Consider the following 19759-nt stretch of genomic DNA (forward strand, 5'->3'; position numbering starts at 1 on the left):
GGCTTTCGGGCTTCCGCCCGCCTTCGTCGAGGCGATGCGCGCAGCGGGCTTCCCGGTGGATCCCCAGGGACCCGGCGAGGTCCGACGGCGCGGCGGGGCCCGGAGGCGCGCGGGCGCCGCTGGTCGAAGCGTCGGGTGACCTCCTCTGTCCATCTCTGACAGCTTTTGAGCGCTTACGGGGTGTGACTCGGGCCACGCAGATTGGGCGTAACGCTCGCGGAAGCACTGCGATGACCTAAGAGGTGACAGCCGCGGAGGGAATACGGACGCCGATTCAGGCGCTGTGCATCTTCCCGGCCCCCGCCCGCGCCGTCGGCCCATCCCCAAGGCCGGTGGTCGGTTCCTGTCCGTCCCGGACGGGGCCGGAAGCCGTTTTCCAACGTTCCGAGAGGTTGTTCGTGTCGGCCAGCACATCCCGTACGCTCCCGCCGGAGATCGCCGAGTCCGTCTCTGTCATGGCTCTCATTGAGCGGGGAAAGGCTGAGGGGCAGATCGCCGGCGACGACGTGCGTCGGGCCTTCGAAGCTGACCAGATTCCGGCCACTCAGTGGAAGAACGTACTGCGCAGCCTCAACCAGATCCTCGAGGAAGAGGGTGTGACGCTGATGGTCAGTGCCGCGGAGCCCAAGCGCACCCGAAAGAGCGTCGCAGCGAAGAGTCCGGCCAAGCGCACCGCCACCAAGACGGTCGCGGCGAAGACGGTGACCACCAAGAAGGCCACCGCCACCGCCACCCCGGCGGCTCCCGCCGCCGAGCCCGCCGTCGAGGGCGAGGCGGCCGCGAAACCCGCAGCCAAGAAGGTGGCCGCCACCAAGAAGGCGGCCGCGAAGAAGACCGTCGCCACCAAGAAGACCGTGGCGGCCAAGAAGACCACCGCCAAGAAGGACGACGCGGAGATCTCCGAGGACGAGGTCCTCGAGGACACCAAGGTCGCCGACGAGCCCGAGGGCGGCGAGAGCGCGGGCTTCGTGCTCTCCGACGAGGACGAGGACGACGCGCCCGCCCAGCAGGTCGCGGCCGCCGGTGCCACCGCCGACCCGGTCAAGGACTACCTCAAGCAGATCGGCAAGGTCCCGCTGCTCAACGCCGAGCAGGAGGTCGAGCTCGCCAAGCGCATCGAGGCCGGTCTGTTCGCCGAGGACAAGCTGTCCAACGCCGACAAGCTCGCTCCCAAGCTCAAGCGTGAGCTGGAGATCATCGCCGAGGACGGCCGCCGCGCCAAGAACCACCTCCTGGAGGCCAACCTCCGTCTGGTGGTCTCCCTGGCCAAGCGCTACACCGGCCGCGGCATGCTCTTCCTGGACCTCATCCAGGAGGGCAACCTCGGTCTGATCCGCGCGGTCGAGAAGTTCGACTACACCAAGGGCTACAAGTTCTCCACGTACGCCACCTGGTGGATCCGTCAGGCGATCACCCGCGCCATGGCCGACCAGGCCCGCACCATCCGTATCCCGGTGCACATGGTCGAGGTCATCAACAAGCTCGCGCGCGTGCAGCGACAGATGCTCCAGGACCTGGGCCGCGAGCCCACCCCGGAGGAGCTGGCCAAGGAACTCGACATGACCCCCGAGAAGGTCATCGAGGTCCAGAAGTACGGCCGTGAGCCCATCTCGCTGCACACCCCCCTCGGTGAGGACGGCGACAGCGAGTTCGGTGACCTCATCGAGGACTCCGAGGCCGTCGTCCCGGCCGACGCGGTCAGCTTCACGCTCCTGCAGGAGCAGTTGCACTCTGTGCTCGACACCCTGTCCGAGCGCGAGGCCGGCGTCGTCTCCATGCGGTTCGGTCTCACCGACGGTCAGCCGAAGACCCTCGACGAGATCGGCAAGGTCTACGGCGTCACGCGCGAGCGCATCCGCCAGATCGAGTCGAAGACCATGTCGAAGCTGCGCCACCCGTCGCGTTCGCAGGTGCTGCGCGACTACCTCGACTAGGTCGTAGTCGTACGACACCGAAGGCCCGGTCCCTTGCGTGGGGGCCGGGCCTTCGTGCTGCGCGCACCGACGCTCTGCATGACTCTGGGTGTCCGATCGTCACCCCGGAGTGAGGAGCAGCATGCGTCGTCGTATCGCCCGGGCGTTGTCCCGGCCGCTGGTTCTGGCGGCCGTGGCCGCGGCCATACCGCTGGTGTCCGCCGCCCCTGTGGCCGCCGACAGTATCGTCGTCGGAGGATTCCCGGTCGACGTGTCCAAAGCCCCGTGGACGGTCGCGCTGTCCAGCCGTGACCGGTTCGGGGGTACGCGGGCCGGGCAGTTCTGCGGGGGTGTCGTGGTCGGGCCGACCACGGTGCTCACCGCGGCCCACTGCATGGGCGAGGACGTCCTGGGCGCGCCGCCGGACCAGCTCCGCGACCTCAGGGTCATCGCGGGCCGTACGGACCTGCTCTCGGACCGGGGCCAGGAGATCGCGCCGCGGGAGGTCTGGGTGAATCCCGCCTACGACCCGCGGACCAACGCGGGGGACTTCGCCGTCCTAACCCTGGCCACCCCACTGCCGCAGAGCTGGGTGATCCCCATGGCTCCCGCCGGGGATCCGGCATACGTACCGGGGACGCGGGCCACGGTCTACGGCTGGGGCGACGTCACGGGCGGCGGCGACTACGCACGCAGTCTGCGGGCGGCGCGCGTGCATGTGCTGGCCGACGGGCTCTGTGAACGGGCCTATCCGGCCAGCTCGGACGGTACCTACCTCACCGCCTCCATGCTGTGCGCGGGGGAGGAGCGGGGTGGCCGGGACGCCTGCCAAGGGGACAGCGGGGGGCCGCTGGTCGCCCGCGGCAAACTGGTCGGTCTCGTCTCCTGGGGGAGCGGCTGCGGGTGGGCCGGCTGGCCGGGCGTCTACGCGCGCGTCTCGGACATCGTACGGACGCTGGAGCAGGGCGGCTCCGGTCGCGCCTCCGCAGCCGTCACGGGCGGGCGTGAGGCATCCGGAAGGGAGCTGAGGAGGCTCTCGTAGCGGGCTCTGGAACCCGTTGGGCCACAAGCAAGGCGGCCGCCCCTGGAATCAGGGGCGGCCGCCTTCATGCCGACCTGGGTCGGCGCCGGCTCGTCGTGTGTGCGAGGTCTCAGCGCTCTTCGTCGGAAGCGACCGCGGGAACGGTCGTCAGCCGCTCCGTCTCATCCTGTATTTCAGCGGCGATCTTCTTGAGTTCCGGCTCGAACTTGCGACCGTGGTGGGCGCAGAAGAGCAGTTCTCCGCCGCTGAGGAGCACCACGCGGACGTACGCCTGTGCGCCGCAACGGTCGCAGCGGTCGGCGGCCGTCAACGGGCTCGCGGGGGTCAGAACAGTAGTCACGTCGCCTCTTCTCTAGCTCGACGAGCTGTCGTACCAGGGTCAACATCCAACCAGCCCTAAAACGTTCCCGCTCAGGGCTTTTTCTCGAAAAAATCTTTCGAGTCCGGCTGGCTGCTGCCGGTTGGCGGCGAATGTGCCGTATTGCGTGTCTCTGTGTCGTACGGTTTCGCGCTGTCGGTCAAGGTCGGGTCCTCCCGGCTGGGTTGCCGGTTGTTCATGAGGACGTGCCCGGAGCCTAAATGGTTCATGCCTGGAAGGGAACGTGATATGTACTTCACTCCATAGAGGGATCGAACATGCATACGACTCTGGACTACCCTGCGTTCAGACGAGGGTGGCGTTACAACGGCTCTACCAGGCCTCGGTACCCTCTGAGCGGCAACCGAAGCCGCGCCCTTACCCAGAAGGGCCTCACCTGAAATTCAGCGAGGAGCGAACCGCGTGACCGCCGAGACGTCCGTGCCGTCCACAGCGCTGCTGGCAGGAGCAGACCGGGACGGTTCCAACTACACCGCGCGGCACCTGCTCGTCCTCGAGGGGCTCGAGGCCGTGCGGAAGCGCCCGGGCATGTACATCGGATCGACCGACAGCCGCGGTCTGATGCACTGCCTCTGGGAGATCATCGACAACTCCGTCGACGAGGCTCTGGGCGGATACTGCGACCACATCGACGTGATCCTCCATGACGACGGCTCCGTGGAGGTGCGGGACAACGGCCGGGGCATCCCGGTCGACGTCGAGCCCAAGACGGGTCTGTCCGGTGTCGAGGTCGTCATGACCAAGCTGCACGCCGGCGGCAAGTTCGGAGGCGGCTCCTACGCCGCCTCCGGCGGCCTGCACGGCGTGGGCGCGTCCGTGGTCAACGCCCTGTCCGCCCGACTGGACGTCGAGGTGGACCGAGGCAGCCAGACCCACTCGATCAGCTTCCGGCGCGGTGTGCCCGGCGCCTTCGCCTCGACGGGCCCCGACGCCAGGTTCGAGGCCAAGAGCGGGCTGCGCAAGACCAGGAAGAGGTCCAAGAACCCGTCCGGCACGCGCGTGCGTTACTGGGCCGACCGGCAGATCTTCCTCAAGGACGCCAAGCTCTCCCTCGAACACCTCCACCAGCGCGCTCGCCAGACCGCGTTCCTGGTGCCCGGCCTGACCATCGTCGTCCGTGACGAGTACGGCCTGGGCGAGGGCGGCAGCAAGGGCGAGGAGTCCTTCCGCTTCGACGGCGGCATCAGCGAGTTCTGCGAGTACCTGGCCACCGACAAGCCGGTCTGCGACGTCCTCCGCTTCTCCGGCCAGGGATCCTTCAGGGAGACCGTCCCGGTCCTGGACGAGCATGGCCAGATGACCCCGACCCAGGTCACCCGTGAGCTCACCGTCGACTGTGCGCTGCGCTGGGGCACGGGGTACGACACGACCCTGAAGTCCTTCGTGAACATCATCGCCACCCCCAAGGGCGGCACCCATGTCGCGGGCTTCGAGACGGCGGTCGCCGGCACGATGAACGAAGTGCTGCGCGCCAAGAAGCTCCTGCGCGTCGCCGAGGACGACATCGTCAAGGACGACGCCCTCGAAGGGCTGACCGCGGTGGTGACCGTGCGGCTGGCGGAGCCGCAGTTCGAGGGCCAGACCAAGGAGGTCCTCGGCACCTCGGCGGCCCGCCGCATCGTGAACACCGTGATCGCCAAGGAGCTCAAGGCGTTCCTGACGTCCACGAAGCGGGACGCGGCGGCCCAGGCCCGGGTCGTCATGGAGAAGGCGGTCGCGGCGGCGCGTACGCGTATCGCGGCCCGTCAGCACAAGGACGCCCAGCGCCGGAAGACGGCCCTGGAGTCCTCCTCGCTGCCCGCGAAGCTCGCCGACTGCCGCAGTGACGACGTCGACCGCAGCGAGCTGTTCATCGTCGAGGGAGACTCCGCGCTCGGCACCGCGAAGCTCGCCCGGAACTCCGAGTTCCAGGCGCTGCTGCCGATCCGCGGCAAGATCCTCAACGTCCAGAAGTCGTCCGTCACGGACATGCTCAAGAACGTCGAGTGCGGCGCGATCATCCAGGTCATAGGAGCCGGGTCGGGACGGACCTTCGACATCGACGCGGCGCGCTACGGCAAGATCATCATGATGACCGACGCCGATGTCGACGGCTCGCACATCCGCTGCCTCCTCCTGACGCTGTTCCAGCGCTACATGCGGCCCATGGTCGAGGCCGGCCGGGTCTTCGCGGCGGTGCCGCCGCTGCACCGCATCGAGCTGGTCCAGCCGAAGAAGGGGCAGGACAAGTACGTCTACACCTACTCCGACCGTGAGCTGCGCGAGAAGCTGCTGGAGTTCCAGAGCAACGGCGTGCGGTACAAGGACTCCATCCAGCGGTACAAGGGTCTGGGCGAGATGGACGCCGACCAGCTGGCCGAGACGACGATGGACCCGCGGCACCGGACGCTGCGGCGGATCAACCTCGCGGATCTGGAGGCCGCCGAGCAGGTCTTCGATCTGCTGATGGGCAACGACGTGGCGCCCCGCAAGGAGTTCATCTCCGGGTCGGCGGCGACGCTGGACCGGTCGCGCATCGACGCGTAACCGCTCTGCCGGGCCGGGGCCGACCACCTGGTCGGCCCCGGCTTCTGCGTCGGGCGCCCCGGTGGCCCCACCTCGCGCACCCTCGTCTCCACCCGTGGGTGGAGGAAGCCCCCGCCAGCGAATCCACCCGTGATCCACCCCTGCTCCGATCTCCCGACCTGCGGATTTCCGTAGCTTCGAAGGTGTCGGCGGCGCCCGCTGCCGGCAGACCCTCTTCGCTCACGGAGGCTGTGATGTCCGGGCTCGTCGACGCGCTGTTGATCGTCGTCGCGGTCGCTGTGGTGATCGCCCGACAGTTCCGCGCAAGCCGGATCGACACCGGTCGGCGCTGGTGGCTGCTGCCCGTGATACTCGCGGTCGTGGCGCTGCGGGAGCCGGGACTGGTGGACGCCGGGCACCGCGGGACGTCGGTCGCCCTGCTCGTCGCCGAACTGCTCACGGCTCTCGCCATCGGGGCCGGCTGGGCCTGGACCACCCGCATATGGGCGGAGCCGGACGGCGCGGTGTGGAGCAGGAGCACCAAGGCGAGCGGGCTCGTCTGGCTGGTCGGCATCGGACTGCGCGTCGGTCTCTACGCGTTCGGCGCGATGCTCGGCGTCCACCAGGACTCCTCCGCCCTGCTGCTCGCCCTGGCGGCCACCCTGCTGGTCCGCTCCGGGGTGCTCGTCCTGCGGGCCCAGTCCCTGCGGCCTGCCGGCACACCCGCCCCGGCGTACGGTGACCCCATGTTCCGCTCCACGGGGAAGGAACGCGTGTGACGGAGAACGCCTGGACCCGTTGGCCCTCCCGGGAGGCCCTCGGGCGTGCGGAGGCCTCGCGTCCCCGGCGGACGCTCGGCTGGGTCGTGCGGGCGCTGGTGCTCGGCATGCTTCTCTGGGGTGCGTTCAACGGCAGCCGTGTGCGCGGCTGGGGCGCGGTCGGGGCCGTGGTGGGGATCCTCGCGGCCGCGGGTGTCGGCTGGGTTCTCTTCCGCACCACCTTCGCGCACCGGCTCTGGCCCTCCCTGGCGCTCTACGGCGTGCTCCTGGCGATGGCGGCCGGCGCCCAGGCGGCCGACTTCGGGGTCGTCGCCCTCGTCCTGTGGTGCGGGTGTGCCGTCACCGCCCTGGAACGGCTGCCCCTCGCCGCCGCCCTTCCGGTCACCGTCGTGGCCCTCGCCCTGTACGCGGCGGTCGACGACGACGTCTGGCTGACCACCGCGGCGACGACCGCGGGGCTCGCCCTGGCCGGCTATGTGCTGCGGCTGGACGCCGAGGCCCGGGGCAACGCCCAGCGGCTGCTCACCCAGGAGCGGGCCGCGCGGGCGGCCGAGGCGGAGTCGGCGGCGCTGGCGGAGCGGGCCCGTATCGCGCGCGAGATCCACGACGTGCTGGCGCACAGTCTCTCGGCCCAGCTGGTGCACCTGGAGGCCGCCCGGCTGCTGATCGAACGCGGGGCCGGACGGGACCAGATCCTGGAGAGGGTGGTGGCGGCGCGGGGGATGGCCCGTGACGGCCTCGCCGAGACCCGGCAGGCCTTGTCGGCGCTGCGGGGGGAGCTGACCCCGCTGGAGGACTTCCTGGGTCAGCTGTTGGGGACCGCGGCCGGGGCCGAGACCACTATTTCGGGTGAGCGCAGACCCTTGTCGGCCGAGGCGTCGCAGGCCGTGCGCAGGGTCGCCCAGGAAGCCCTCACCAACGTCCGCAAGCACGCCCCGGGGGCCAAGGTGCGGGTGTGGCTGGACTACGGCGAGGACCGGGTGACGCTGGTCGTGCGGGACTCGGGCGGTTCGCCGGGCGAACTGACCGCCACCGGAGGCGGGTACGGTCTCCTGGGGATGCGGGAGCGCGCCGAACTGCTGGGCGGTTCGCTGGACGCCGGGCCGGACGACGAAGGGTTCGTGGTGACGTTGAAGGTGCCGGTATGACGGAGGGGGCGCAGGCGAAGCCCGCGCGGGTGGTCGTCGCCGACGACCAGACCGTGGTCCGCGAGGGCATCGTGATGCTGCTGGGGCTGCTGCCCGGTATCGAGGTCGTGGGTGCCGCCGGGGATGGGGAGGAGGCGGTGCGGCTCGTCGCGGAACTCGCCCCGGACGTGGTGCTGATGGACCTGCGCATGCCCCGCTGCGACGGAGTGGAGGCGACCCGGCGGATCCGGGCGGAGCATCCTGGGACTCAGGTCGTGGTGCTGACGACGTACGCGGACGACGACTCGCTGTTCCCGGCGTTGAGAGCGGGGGCGCGCGGCTATCTCACCAAGGATGCGGGAGGCGACGAGATCGTGCGGGCGGTGCACAGTGTGCTGTCCGGGGAGGCGGGGCTGGCGCCGAGCATCCAACGGCGGTTGCTGGAGCGGCTGTCGGAGCCGGGGGCGCCGCAGACGCTGTCGGTGTCGGCCGAGGCGCCCGACGGGCTCACCGTCCGCGAGGTCGAGGTGTTGGAGCTGATCGCCGAGGGGCTCGGCAACCAGGAGATCGCCCGCAAGCTGCATGTGTCCACGGCGACCGTGAAGACACACATCAACAACCTGTTCGCCAAGACGGGGCTCAAGGACCGTGCGCAGGCGGTGCGTTACGCCTACGCGAAGGGACTTGTGCGGCCGCCCACGGGAGGAATCACCTGATGGGGTGAAGAGCGAGGAGAAGAAGAGTCGGGGATCTTCCCGTTCTGTCCATCCTTGGGCATGCAGTCAAGCAACGCTCGTCCCCGCGGAGGCGGGGGTGATGCCGAGAGTCCGGTCGAGACCCACGACAGCCACGATCCGGTCCGCGCCGAGTCGTCCGCCGGTGTGAGGTACGACGATCCCTGGTACGACGCCCTCGCCTCCGGCTGGGGCGAGACGGGCGGGGACGGCGGGCCCGTGGCCCCGGCCGCCTCGGCACGGGGGGAGCGTGAGGACCGGGCCGCCGCGGCCGCCGACGTCTACCTCACGGTGCAGCGCAGCGCCGCCTTCCAGGAGGTGCGCAGCCGGTACCGGAGGTTCGTGGTGCCGGCCGGCATCGGGTTCTTCGTCTGGTACGTGGCCTACGTCGTGATGGCCACCAGCGTGCCGGGACTGATGGCACGGCCCGTGGCGGGCGCGGTGAACGTGGCGATGCTCGCGGGCCTCGGGCAGTTCCTCAGCACCTTCCTGCTGACCTGGGCCTACGCCCGGCACGCGCGGCTGCGCCGGGACCGGGCCGCGCTCGAACTGCGCTGGGACACCCAGGAACTGACACGCGGGGTCCGGGGTGGTGGGTCGTGACGGGGGATCACCAGACACTGGCGCTGCTGCTGTTCAGCGCGTTCGTCGCGGTCACGCTGGGGATCACGACGTGGGTGAGCCGTCATCGGCACGGGTCGGCGGAGGAGTTCTACGCGGGCGGGCGGTTGTTCTCGCCGATGGAGAATGGTTTTGCCATCGCCGGCGACTACATGTCGGCCGCTTCCTTCCTCGGCATCTCCGGGCTCATCGCGCTCTACGGCTACGACGGGATGCTCTACTCGGTGGGCTTTCTGGTGGCCTGGCTGGTGGTGCTGTTCCTCGTCGCCGAACTGGTCCGCAACTGCGGCCGGTTCACCCTCGCCGACGTGGTCGCGGCGCGGATGAACGAACGGCCGGTGCGGATCGCGGCGGGAACTTCCTCGGTCACGGTGTCCGTTCTCTATCTGGTGGCGCAGATGGTGGGCGCGGGCAGCCTGGTGGCGCTGTTGCTCGGGGGCACCAGCGAGGCGGCCCAGACCTGGACGGTCATCGGCGTTGGCGCGCTGATGGTGATCTATGTGTCGCTGGGCGGGATGCGGGCCACCACCTGGATCCAGATCGTCAAGGCGGTGCTGTTGCTCGGCGGGACGGTCGCGTTGACCGTGCTCGTGCTGGTGCGCTTCCACGGCGACTTCGACCAGTTGCTGCTCACGGCGGCGGAGCGCAGCGGTCACGGCGACTCGTTCCTGGCACCGGGGCTGAGGTACGGCGGGGACTGGACCGCCCGCTTCGACTTCATCAGCCTCGGGCTCGCCCTGGTCCTCGGCACCGCCGGGCTGCCGCACATCCTGTCGCGCTTCTACACCGTGCCGACCGCGCGGGCGGCCCGTCGGTCGGTGGTGTGGTCGATCGGGCTGATCGGCGGCTTCTACCTGATGACGATCGTCCTCGGCTTCGGCGCGGCGGCCATCGTCGGACCGGAGGCGGTACGGGGCTCGAACGCGGCGGGGAACACGGCGGTGCCGCTGCTCGCCCTCGACCTGGGCGGCGGCGCCGGTTCCACTGGCGGAACGGTTCTGTTCGCGATCGTCGCCGCTGTCGCCTTCGCGACGATCCTCGCCGTGGTCGCGGGCATCACGCTCGCCTCCTCCGCGTCCGTCGCCCACGACCTCTACGCCTCGCTGCGGCGCAGGCGGGCCAAGCCGCACAGTGAGGTGGCCGTCGCCAGGACCGCCGCCGTCGGGATCGGCGTGGTCGCGATCGCCCTCGGTCTGCTGGCCCGCGACCTCAATGTCGCCTTCCTGGTGGGCCTCGCCTTCGCGGTCGCCGCGTCCGCAAACCTGCCGGTACTGCTCTACTCGCTGTTCTGGCGAGGGTTCACCACACGGGGAGCCGTCTGGTCCGTCTACGGCGGGCTCATCCCGGCGCTGGCGCTGGTCCTGCTGTCGCCGGTCGTCTCGGGCAGCCCCGACTCGCTGTTCCCCGGCGTCGACTTCCAGTACTTCCCGTTGCAGAACCCCGGCCTGGTCTCCATCCCGCTCGGTTTCCTCGCGGGCTGGCTGGGCACGGTCACCTCGGCGGAGGTCGCCGACGAGGCCAAGCACGCGGAGACCGAGGTGCGGTCGCTGACGGGGGCGGGAGCGGCGTAGGAACGGCGTCTGCGTCGTCGTAGGGCAACAGCGTCTGTCGTACGGCGTGCGCGGCCTCGTAAGGGATCCGTCCACGTCGTACGGCGCCCGTCTGGTCGTACCGCATCAGGCGTCCGCGTGTGCGAAGCGGGCGGCTAAGGCGCCACCCACGCGTACCGGTGCTCCGGTCTGCCCGTGTCGCCGTATCTGAGGGAGAGGCGGAGGCGGCCGGCCTGTTCGAGGTGGCGGAGGTAGCGCTGGGCGGTGGAGCGGCTCAGGCCGGTCTCGGCGGCGACCTCGTGGGCGGACAGGGGGTGGTCGGCGTGGTGCAGGACGTCGCAGATGAGGTCGGTCGTCGGTTCGGAGTGGCCGCTGGGGAGGCCCGGGGACGCCGGTACGGGCGTGGTGCGCAGGGCGCCGAAGATCCGGTCGACCTGTTCCTGGCCGGCGATGCCGCGGCCGCCGACGCGGTCGACGGTGCGGCGCAGGGCCGCGTAGGAGTCGAGGCGGGTGCGCAGGGCGGCGAAGGTGAAGGGTTTGACCAGGTAGTGCAGGGCGCCGAGGCGCATCGCGGCCTGGACGGTCGTGACGTCCCCGGCGGCCGTGATCATGATGACGTCCGCGCCGTGGCCCTGTTCCCGCATCCGGTGGACGAGTTCGAGGCCCGTCTCGTCGGGCAGGTAGTGGTCGAGCAGGACCAGGTCGATGGGCCCGCGCTGGACCGCGGCGAGCGCCTGGGCGGCGCTGTGGGCGCGGGCGGCCACCCGGAAGCCGGGAACCTTTCCCACGTACTTGGCGTTTATCTCGGCGACACGGAAGTCGTCGTCCACGACCAGGACGTCAATCATCGGGCCTCTTTCCCTCAAGGCCGGTCAGGGCCAGGCGGGCATGACGCCCGTGTTTCGGCTCCGCTGTTGTAGCGCGAGCAAAACGAGCACAACAGGCCGTTGCAAGCAAAAGAACGGCATGTGCTCAGAAGACTGATGCCGTGGTACCGGCCGCACCTACCGTCCCCGGCCATGAGCGCAGACACCAGCCCCGCCATCGAGCTGCGGGGCGCGAGCAAGACGTTCCGGACCCCGTCGGGGGGTCTGCACACGGCCGTCAGGGGACTCGATCTCACGGTCGGCCGTGGTGAGTTCGTGGCGGTCGTCGGCCCCACCGGCTGCGGCAAGTCCACGACATTGACGCTGGTCAGCGGGTTGGAGGAGCCGTCCGAGGGCGAGGTCCTGGTCGTCGGCGAGCCGGTGCGCGGGGTCGGTGACAAGGTCGGCTTCGTCTTCCAGCAGGACGCCACCTTCCCCTGGCGCACGGTGCTGTCCAACGTCATGGCCGGCCCCCGTTTCCGGGGCGTGCCCAAGGCGGAGGCGAAGCGGAAGGCGCGCGAGTGGCTGGCCCGGGTCGGGCTCGCCGCCTTCGAGGACCGTTACCCCCACCAGCTCTCCGGCGGCCAGCGCAAGCGGGTCGCGCTCGCCGCGACCTTCGTCAACGACCCCGAGATCCTGCTGATGGACGAGCCGTTCTCCGCGCTCGACGTGCAGACCAGGGCCCTGATGTCCGACGAACTGCTCGACCTGTGGGAGGGCACGGGCGCCTCCGTCGTCTTCGTCACCCACGACCTGGAGGAGTCCATCGCGCTGGCCGACCGGGTCGTCGTGATGACCGCCGGGCCCGCCACCGTCAAGCAGGTCTTCGAGATCGACCTGCCGCGGCCGCGCAAGGTCGAATCGGTGCGCCTGGAGGCGCGGTTCATCGAGATCTACCGCGAGATCTGGGAGTCCCTCGGCGAAGAGGTCCGCATCACCCGCGAGAGGGGTGCCGCCCATGTCGCCTGACGTTCTGAGCACACCGGTCGTCGACACGGTCAAGACACCGGACCGCGCCCACTCACGCGCGCGTGCCGCCCGTAGACGCAAGGTCGTCGTCGCGGCAGCCCGGGTGCTGCTCCTGGTCGCCGTTCTCGGACTGTGGGAGGCGCTCTCCCGGGCCGAGGTCATCGACCCCTTCAACTTCTCCATGCCCTCCAAGATCTGGGACCAGATCTGGACCTGGGTGACGCATGGGACTGCGCTCGGCTCGCTGGGCGAACAGATCTGGTACACGCTCTACGAGGCGCTATTGGGCTGGGTCTTCGGTGTGGTCGCGGGTGTCGTGCTCGGTATCGCGCTCGGGCGGATCACCTTGCTCGCCGATGTTCTTGGTCCATACATCAAGGTGCTCAACTCAATACCCAGGATCGTCCTTGCACCCATCTTCGTGATCTGGTTCGGACTCGGTCCGGCCTCCAAGGTCGCCTCGGCCGTCGTCCTGGTGTTCTTCCCGGTCTTCTTCAACGCCTTCCAGGGCGCCCGCGAGGTCGACCGCAACCTGGTGGCCAACGCGCGCATCCTCGGCGCGAGCGACCGCAGGGTGACGCTCCAGGTGGTCATCCCGTCCGCGACCTCGTGGATCTTCACCAGCCTGCACGTCAGCTTCGGCTTCGCCCTCATCGGCGCCATCGTCGGCGAGTACATCGGCGCGACGAAGGGCATCGGGCTGCTCGTCGCGCAGTCGCAGGGCACCTTCAACGCGGCCGGTGTATATGCCGCGATGGTCATCCTCGCCGTCGTCGCGCTCCTCGCCGAAGGTCTGCTCACCTTCGCCGAGCGCCGCATCTTCCGCTGGAAGACGTCGGGTTCCGACAGCTGACGTGCTCCTCCCGCTCCCCGCACCGCCCCTCACAAGGACGTGAACCCATGCGCAAGACCGCCAGATACGCCTCCCTGGCCGCCGCCGGCCTGCTCGCCCTCTCCTCGCTCACCGCCTGTGCCAACGACGCGGCCAGTACGTCCGCCGACTCCGGCAGCAAGGGCGACGGCAAGGGGACGAAGGTCAAGATCATGGTCGGTGGCCTCGACAAGGTCATCTACCTGCCCGCCATGCTGACCCAGCGGCTCGGGTACTTCGACGGCGAGGGACTCGACGTGGAGCTCCTGAGCGAGCCCGCCGGCGTCCAGGCCGAGACCGCGCTCGTCTCCGGCCAGGTGCAGGGGGCCGTCGGCTTCTACGACCACACGCTGGACCTCCAGGTGAAGGGCAAGGACGTGGAGTCGGTCGTGCAGTTCTCGCACGCGCCCGGCGAGGTCGAGATCGTGTCCGACAAGGCGGCCGGCGACATCACGTCGCCCAAGGACTTCAAGGGCAAGAAGCTCGGTGTGACGGGGCTCGGTTCCTCGACCGACTTCCTCACCAAGTACCTCGCCGTCAAGAACGGCGTGAAGGTCAGTGAGTTCACCCCTGTCGCCGTCGGCGCGGGACCGACCTTCATCTCGGCGCTCCAGCAGGGGTCCATAGACGGCGGCATGACGACCGACCCGACCGTCGCGACCATCCTGGACAAGAAGGCCGGCAAGATCCTCCTGGACATGCGTACGCCCCAGGGCTCCGACGAGGCGCTCGGCGGACCGTATCCCTCGTCAAGCCTGTACATGCAGACGGACTGGGTCAACGGTCACAAGGACACCGTCCAGAAGTTGGCCAATGCATTCGTCAAGACGCTCAAGTGGATGTCCACCCACAGCGCGACCGAGATCGCCGACAAGATGCCCGCCGACTACTCGCAGGGCAACAAGCTGCTCTACGCGGTGGCCATCAAGAACACGCTCCCGATGTTCACCAAGGACGGCGTGATGCCCAAGGACGGTCCCGAGACCGTCGAGAAGGTCCTCAAGGCGTTCAACCCCAACATCCAGAACGCCGACGTCGACCTCGACAAGACGTACACGACGGAGTTCGTCGACAAGGCCGCGCAGAACGCCGGCTGACGACGGCTCAGCCGCGGGTCGCCCACACGTAACGGTGTTCCGGGCGGCCCGCGTCGCCGTACTTGAGGGTGAGTCTGGCCCGTCCCGTGCGCTCCAGGAGCTTCAGATAGCGCTGGGCGGTCTGCCGGCTCACCCCCGTCCGTTCCGCGATCTCCTGGGCCGACAGCGGCCCTTCGGCGTGCATCAGGGACTGACGCACCAGCTCCGCGGTGGTCGGGGAGTGCCCTTTGGGCAGGTCGGGCTCGGCCGGTGCGGCCAGGGCGCCGAAGATGCGGTCGACCTCCGCCTGTTCCGCCTCGCCGCCGCCGTCGAGGGTGCGCCGCAGGTCGGCGTACGCCTCCAGCCTCGCCCTCAGGCCCGCGAAGGCGAACGGCTTGACCAGGTACTGCAGCGCGCCGTGCCGCATGGCCGCCTGGACCGTCGTCACATCCCGGGCCGCCGTCACCATGATCACGTCGGTCTGGTGGCCGCGCCGGCGCATCTCCTGGACGACCGCCAGACCCGTCTCGTCGGGCAGGTAGTGGTCCATGAGGACCAGGTCGACGTGCGGCAGTGTCTCCAACTGGTGCAGCGCCTGGGCGGCGTTGTGCGCCTCACCCGCTACACGGAAGCCGGGGACCTTCTCGACGTAGGCGGCGTTGACCCGCGCGACCCGGGTGTCGTCGTCCACGACCAGGACCTCGATCATCGCGACTCCTCCTCGGCGTCCTGTACGGCGTCCCGCGCGGCGGGCTGTGCGGTGAGAGCGGGGACCGGGGACTCCGCCAGTGCGTCGGGCAGGACCACGACGAACTCCGCGCCGCCGCCGCTCGCCTCCCCGACGGTCGCGCTGCCGCCCTGACGTTCGGCGAGCCGCCGTACGAGAGACAGCCCCAGGCCGCGCCCCCGGTGGGCGGGCGGCTTCTTGGTCGACCACCCCTCGGTGAAGATCAACTCCCGCTGCTCCTCGGGGATTCCGGGACCGGTGTCCCGTACGACGAGGACGGCCGTACGACCGTCCGCGCGCAGTTCGACCTCCACGCGCGCGTGCGGTGCCCCCGCGACGGCGTCCAGGGCGTTGTCCACGAGGTTGCCGACGATCGTGACCAGCCCGCTCGGGTCGACCAGCCGGTCCGGCAGCCGGGTCCGGTCCGAGACCCAGAGGGCGACACCGCGTTCGGCCGCGACCGTCGCCTTGCCCACCAGCAGCGCCGCGACCAATGGGTCCTCGATCTTCTCGGTCACCTGTTCCGCGGTGGCCCGGTGGTCCCCGACGACCTCGCCGACGAACTCCACGGCGTCGTCGTACATCTCCAGTTCCAGCAGCCCCAGGAGCGTGTGCATGCGGTTGGCGTGCTCGTGGTCCTGGGCGCGCAGGGCGTCGATCAGGCCGTGCGTCGAGTCGAGTTCCCGGCCGAGCTGCTCCAGCTCGGTGCGGTCGCGCAGGGTGGCGACGGCACCGCCGTCGTCGGTGGGCATGCGGTTGGCGACCAGCACGCGCTGGCCGCGGACGGTGACCAGATCGGTGCCGGTGACCCGGCCGGCCAGGACCTCGGCCGTACGGCCCTCCCCGAGCGCCTCGACGGGGGAGCGGCCGACCGCCTCGTCGCCGATGCCCAGCAGGCGCCGTGCCTCGTCGTTGAGGAGGCGGACGCGCCCGCTGCGGTCCAGGGCGACGACACCCTCCCGGATGCCGTGCAGCATGGCCTCACGCTCCGCGAGCAGCCCGGAGATGTCGGAGAAGGCCAGGTCCCGGGTCTGCCGCTGGACCCGGCGGGAGATGAGCCAGGCGGCCAGCGCGCCGACGGCGAGGGCACCTCCGGCGTATGCGAACAGCCCCGGGATCGCGTGGATCAGCCGGGCGCGCACGCTGTCGTAGGCGATGCCTACGGAGACCGCTCCGACGATCTTGTGCGCGCTGTCGTACAGCGGCACCTTGCCGCGGGCGGTGCGGCCCAGGGTGCCGCTGTCGATCTGCATGACCTCGTCGCCGGCCAGGGCCTGGCCCGGGTCGGTGGAGACGGTCCTGCCGACCTCGGCGGCCGTGGGGTGCGACCAGCGCACGCCCCGCCAGTCCATCACCACGACGTACTCGGCCCCGGTCGCCTTGCGGATCCGTTCCGCCTCCTGCTGGACGGGCCCGCTGGGCAGCGGAGGGGTGTTCTTGACCTCCTCGGCGATCCGCGGCTGGGCGGCGGTCGTCTGCGCGATGGCGAGCGCTCTGCGCATCGCCTGGTCGTCCAGCTGGTTGCTCAGGGGCGCGAGGAACAGCCCGGTCGCGAGTACCGCGACGCCCGCGGCGATCGCCAGCTGCATCATCAGCACCTGCGAGAAGACCCGGCGGGGGAGGCCGAGGCGCAGGCGGCGTGCGGGGGCGGTGCGGCTCATACCCATGACGGTACGTGGGGGTGCCGGAATCGCCGCAGGGGGTGTGGCATGGATCTCTTGATCAATGCTTGATCGATCTGTGGAGAGGGCTGTTGGTGACGGCTCAGCTGCGTTCGGCCCGGCTCAACTCGCCAGGGCCGATGCCGTCCTCAGCTCGCGCACCGCCACCACGTCCATCCGCGCGGGCGAGCCGAGCACGGACGCACCGCAGCTCTCGGGGCGGGGCGGCAGGGACGCGGTCTGGGCCACCAGGATCTGCCAATGGCGGCCGTCCCGGTGTGCGACGGTCACTTCCCAGTGCGGGGCCGCGCCGTCGGTGCGGACGACCGTCAGGGCCTCCGCCGCGTATTCGCCCACCGCCGAGCGCACGGCCAGCTCGGCCGCCTGGCCGGGGCGCTCCCAGGCGGAGTTCCCGCGGCATCCCTCGACCACGATCCGGCCCTCCTGGACGCTGTGGAGGACCTGCTTGACCGTATGGGCCTCGGCGCGGCCGTACGCGTAGCCGTAGGGCAGCACGAGCAGCGTCGGCGAGAAGCGATGACCACCCAGATGGGTGACCTCCCAGACGCCCTCGACGCCCGAGGCGGCCAGTTCGGCGGCGAGCGGGCGGCCCAGGAGCGCACAGCAGCGGTCCCGCTTGCCGTTGGTGCAGACGAGCGCGAGCGGGTCACCGGTGTGCGGCGCGCCTCCCAGTGCCGCGTCGAAGGAGGCGTGCTCGCCCCTGCCGAGCGCGGCGAGGTCCAGACGGAGCAGGTCCCGCGGGTCGCGGGTGGATGCGGCACGCAGCCACACGTTGCCGGGCGCGGTGTGGGCGGCGTACACCCGCCGGGTGGTGGGCGTACGGCTGTCCGCGTGCCGCCCGGGACGGCGGACGAGCGCGACACGCACGCCCGTGTCCTGCGCCGCCGCTTCCAGGGCCCGGCCCAGTGCGGGGTCCAGGTGGCTCGAAGTGAGCGCCTTGGCGCCCCAGGGGCCGGGCTGCTCCAGCAGCAGCCAGGTCCGCGCGGTGGCCGCGGTTCCGGAAACGGGCTCGTCGAGGTCGTGCGAGACCGTTGTACAGGTACTCACAGAGGTGAGCCTAACCTGAGTTGGGGCGCGGCGACTTCCGGCCGCGCCGACGGCCGACGGCCGGGGGCCGGGCGAGGCCGTGGGCGCCGAGGTGGCGTCGGTGTCACCGCTGCGGCCAGGGCGGTTCCAGCGGCGGCCGGGTTTCCGAGGGGGTCAGGCCTCCGGCAGCGGCTGCGGCGGCTTCGGGCCCACATAGACGCCGCTGGGCCGCATACGCAGCGGGCGTTCCCCGTACTCCTCCAGGGCGTGGGCGATCCAGCCGGCCGTCCGGGCGACGGCGAAGACCGTCTCGCCGGCCGTGGCGGGCATGCCGGAGGAGGCGGTGAGGACGGCGAGGGCCAGGTCCACGTTGGCGTGCAACGGGGTGTGGCGGGCGGTGGTGGCCACGATGTCGCGGGCGGCGAGGAGGGCGGGCTCCGCGCGCGGGATCTCCTCCAGGAGGGCGAACAGGGCACGCGCGCGTGGGTCCTCGCCGGGGTAGAGGCGGTGGCCCAGGCCCGGGATACGGCGTCCGGCCCGCAGCTCCTCGGCGATCACGGGGGCCGCGTCGCCCCGGTCGAGCACGTCGAGCAGCAGCCGGTGCGCGAGGCCGCTCGCCGCGCCGTGCAGGGGGCCCTCCAGGACGCCGAGCCCGGCGGAGATGGCCGCGTACGCGTGCGCGTGGGCGGACGCGGCGACGCGCACCGCGAGGGTCGAGGCGGCGAGGTCGTGGTCGACGAGGAGGCCGAGCGCCGTGTCCAGGGCGCGCAGGGACGCCTCGTCGGGCTTGCGGCCGGTCAGGCGGGTCCACAGCCGGTGGGCGAGAGGGCCGTCGTCGCGGCGGCGGTCGTCCAGGACGGGAGGGAGGGCGGCGACGAGGGTGGGGATGAGGGTGCGCGCGGTGCCGAGCACGGCGTTCTCGGACAGGTCGAAACGCAGCGGGTCGGCCGTCGCCGCGGCGATCGCCGCGACCCTCAACCGGTCGGTGGGGCCGGTGTGTTCGGGCAGTGCCTCGACGGCCCGGCGGGCGACGTCCACGGTGGCCTCCGGCGCCGTGAAGGTGACGCCGGGGCTGAGCCGCTCGGTCCAGAGCCACTCCGCGATCTCCTCGTAGGAGTGGCGTGCGGCCAGCTCCGTCGCGTCGACGCCGCGGAAGTAGTACCGGTCGCGCTCGATGAGCGTGATCCGGGTCCGCACGGACAGCTCACCGCCGGCGGAGCCCGAACTCCCGCCGCTCGCCGGTCGGTTGCGCCGGGCGAGGGCCGTCACCTCCTTGGCGTCGAAGGTGCTGCCCCGGCCGCCGGGCACGCGGAGGCTGTTGAGCTGGCCGCGGCTCACGTAGGCATAGACGGTCTCGGGCTTCACGCCCAGGAGTTCGGCGGCCTCCTTGGTGCTGAGACGCCGTCCGGTGGAGTCGGGCAGGGGGTCTTGATCGCGCATAGCAGGTCACCGTATCCGCAGCCGACTGGGTTGATTGTCTTAGGTTGATTCAATCAATATTGACAGCCGTATAGTCAACCATGGACATTCAAATCAAGTCCAGGGAGGAATCATGTCCGTCAACAGGTCCGCAACCACGCTCGTCGACGTACCGCGAGGACTGGCCGGGGTCGTCGTCACCGACACCGAGGTCGGGGATGTCCGAGGGCGCGAGGGCTTCTACCACTACCGCCAGTACTCGGCCGTCGAACTCGCGCAGACCCGCGGCTTCGAGGACGTCTGGCACCTGCTGGTCCACGGTGAACTGCCGGACGCCCGGCAGGCCGTGGCGTTCCGGGCCGAGACCGCCGCGCTGCGGCGGCTGCCGGACGAGGTGCCCGCGCGTCCGCCGCCGTAGGTCGAAGCGGTCGGGGTCGGGAAAGCGCAGTGGATCGCGTGAGGCGGCGGCGAGG

At 70.6% G+C, this 19759-nt stretch carries 17 protein-coding genes and 1 pseudogene; 12 read left to right on the forward strand and 6 right to left on the reverse strand.

What is annotated here, in order from left to right; genetic code table 11:
* Positions 1-398 precede the first annotated feature (398 nt).
* Positions 399-1934 carry an RNA polymerase sigma factor gene (locus tag ABZ896_RS45120; protein WP_360942563.1) on the forward strand — a complete coding sequence of 512 codons (1536 nt, stop codon included), beginning with the start codon at positions 399-401 and terminating at the stop codon, positions 1932-1934.
* A gap of 121 nt (positions 1935-2055) precedes the next feature.
* Positions 2056-2955, forward strand: a complete 900-nt coding sequence (locus ABZ896_RS45125) for a serine protease (RefSeq protein WP_360942566.1) — start codon at positions 2056-2058, stop codon at positions 2953-2955.
* Positions 2956-3064: 109 nt separating this feature from the next.
* On the opposite strand, the gene ABZ896_RS45130 is transcribed toward ABZ896_RS45125, so the two are convergent.
* On the reverse strand, positions 3065-3295 hold the full coding sequence (locus ABZ896_RS45130; protein WP_360942569.1) for a hypothetical protein: 231 nt from the start codon (positions 3293-3295) through the stop codon (positions 3065-3067).
* 441 nt (positions 3296-3736) lie between these two features.
* Here ABZ896_RS45130 and ABZ896_RS45135 point away from each other — a divergent pair, with 441 nt between their 5' ends.
* The 6 genes from ABZ896_RS45135 (at position 3737) to ABZ896_RS45160 (ending at position 10671) form a co-directional block, all read left to right on the forward strand.
* Positions 3737-5860: a DNA topoisomerase IV subunit B gene (locus ABZ896_RS45135; RefSeq protein WP_360942572.1), complete on the forward strand. Its 2124-nt coding sequence runs from the start codon at positions 3737-3739 to the stop codon at positions 5858-5860.
* 233 nt (positions 5861-6093) lie between these two features.
* Positions 6094-6618, forward strand: coding sequence for a DUF1453 domain-containing protein (locus ABZ896_RS45140; protein WP_360942575.1), 525 nt, complete (start codon positions 6094-6096; stop codon positions 6616-6618).
* Positions 6615-7766, forward strand: coding sequence for a histidine kinase (locus tag ABZ896_RS45145; protein ID WP_360942578.1), 1152 nt, complete (start codon positions 6615-6617; stop codon positions 7764-7766). Before ABZ896_RS45140 ends, ABZ896_RS45145 begins: the two co-directional genes overlap by 4 nt.
* Positions 7763-8461 carry a response regulator transcription factor gene (locus ABZ896_RS45150; protein WP_360942581.1) on the forward strand — a complete coding sequence of 233 codons (699 nt, stop codon included), beginning with the start codon at positions 7763-7765 and terminating at the stop codon, positions 8459-8461. Before ABZ896_RS45145 ends, ABZ896_RS45150 begins: the two co-directional genes overlap by 4 nt.
* A 60-nt stretch (positions 8462-8521) precedes the next feature.
* Positions 8522-9082, forward strand: a complete 561-nt coding sequence (locus tag ABZ896_RS45155; RefSeq protein WP_360942584.1) for a DUF485 domain-containing protein — start codon at positions 8522-8524, stop codon at positions 9080-9082.
* Positions 9079-10671 carry a cation acetate symporter gene (locus tag ABZ896_RS45160; RefSeq protein WP_360942587.1) on the forward strand — a complete coding sequence of 531 codons (1593 nt, stop codon included), beginning with the start codon at positions 9079-9081 and terminating at the stop codon, positions 10669-10671. Before ABZ896_RS45155 ends, ABZ896_RS45160 begins: the two co-directional genes overlap by 4 nt.
* A 134-nt stretch (positions 10672-10805) precedes the next feature.
* Here the strand turns inward: ABZ896_RS45160 and ABZ896_RS45165 are convergent, their stop codons facing one another.
* Positions 10806-11498: a response regulator gene (locus ABZ896_RS45165; protein ID WP_360942589.1), complete on the reverse strand. Its 693-nt coding sequence runs from the start codon at positions 11496-11498 to the stop codon at positions 10806-10808.
* A gap of 171 nt (positions 11499-11669) precedes the next feature.
* On the opposite strand from ABZ896_RS45165, the gene ABZ896_RS45170 reads away from it, so the two are divergent.
* From ABZ896_RS45170 to ABZ896_RS45180, 3 genes are read left to right on the forward strand one after another with little or no spacing between them, the layout of a single operon-like run.
* The gene (locus ABZ896_RS45170) at positions 11670-12485 is read left to right on the forward strand and encodes an ABC transporter ATP-binding protein (protein WP_360942591.1); all 816 of its coding nucleotides are present in this window, start codon (positions 11670-11672) and stop codon (positions 12483-12485) included.
* Complete coding sequence (locus ABZ896_RS45175) at positions 12475-13338, forward strand: ABC transporter permease (protein ID WP_360942593.1); 864 nt, start codon at positions 12475-12477, stop codon at positions 13336-13338. Before ABZ896_RS45170 ends, ABZ896_RS45175 begins: the two co-directional genes overlap by 11 nt.
* 47 nt (positions 13339-13385) lie before the next feature.
* Positions 13386-14453: an ABC transporter substrate-binding protein gene (locus ABZ896_RS45180; RefSeq protein ID WP_360942596.1), complete on the forward strand. Its 1068-nt coding sequence runs from the start codon at positions 13386-13388 to the stop codon at positions 14451-14453.
* Between the two features lie 7 nt (positions 14454-14460).
* On the opposite strand, the gene ABZ896_RS45185 is transcribed toward ABZ896_RS45180, so the two are convergent.
* The 4 genes from ABZ896_RS45185 to ABZ896_RS45200 all read right to left on the reverse strand — a co-directional run bounded on the left by ABZ896_RS45185 (position 14461) and on the right by ABZ896_RS45200 (position 19307).
* Positions 14461-15141 (reverse strand): response regulator, encoded by a 681-nt coding sequence (locus ABZ896_RS45185; RefSeq protein WP_360942599.1) that lies wholly within the window; start codon positions 15139-15141, stop codon positions 14461-14463.
* Complete coding sequence (locus tag ABZ896_RS45190) at positions 15138-16820, reverse strand: sensor histidine kinase (RefSeq protein ID WP_360942602.1); 1683 nt, start codon at positions 16818-16820, stop codon at positions 15138-15140. The genes ABZ896_RS45185 and ABZ896_RS45190 overlap by 4 nt, the downstream gene beginning before the upstream one ends.
* A 123-nt stretch (positions 16821-16943) precedes the next feature.
* Entirely contained in the window at positions 16944-17888 is a 945-nt protein-coding gene (locus ABZ896_RS45195) for a sucrase ferredoxin (RefSeq protein ID WP_360942605.1), read from the reverse strand.
* A 153-nt stretch (positions 17889-18041) separates the two neighbouring features.
* Positions 18042-19307, reverse strand: coding sequence for a citrate synthase family protein (locus ABZ896_RS45200; protein WP_360942608.1), 1266 nt, complete (start codon positions 19305-19307; stop codon positions 18042-18044).
* Positions 19308-19419: 112 nt separating this feature from the next.
* On the opposite strand from ABZ896_RS45200, the pseudogene ABZ896_RS45205 reads away from it, so the two are divergent.
* Positions 19420-19701: pseudogene (locus ABZ896_RS45205) on the forward strand (citrate/2-methylcitrate synthase); the annotation flags it as partial.
* Positions 19702-19759 lie beyond the last annotated feature (58 nt).

The sequence above is a fragment of the Streptomyces sp. NPDC047072 genome, from assembly GCF_040643855.1.
Lineage (GTDB): Bacteria > Actinomycetota > Actinomycetes > Streptomycetales > Streptomycetaceae > Streptomyces.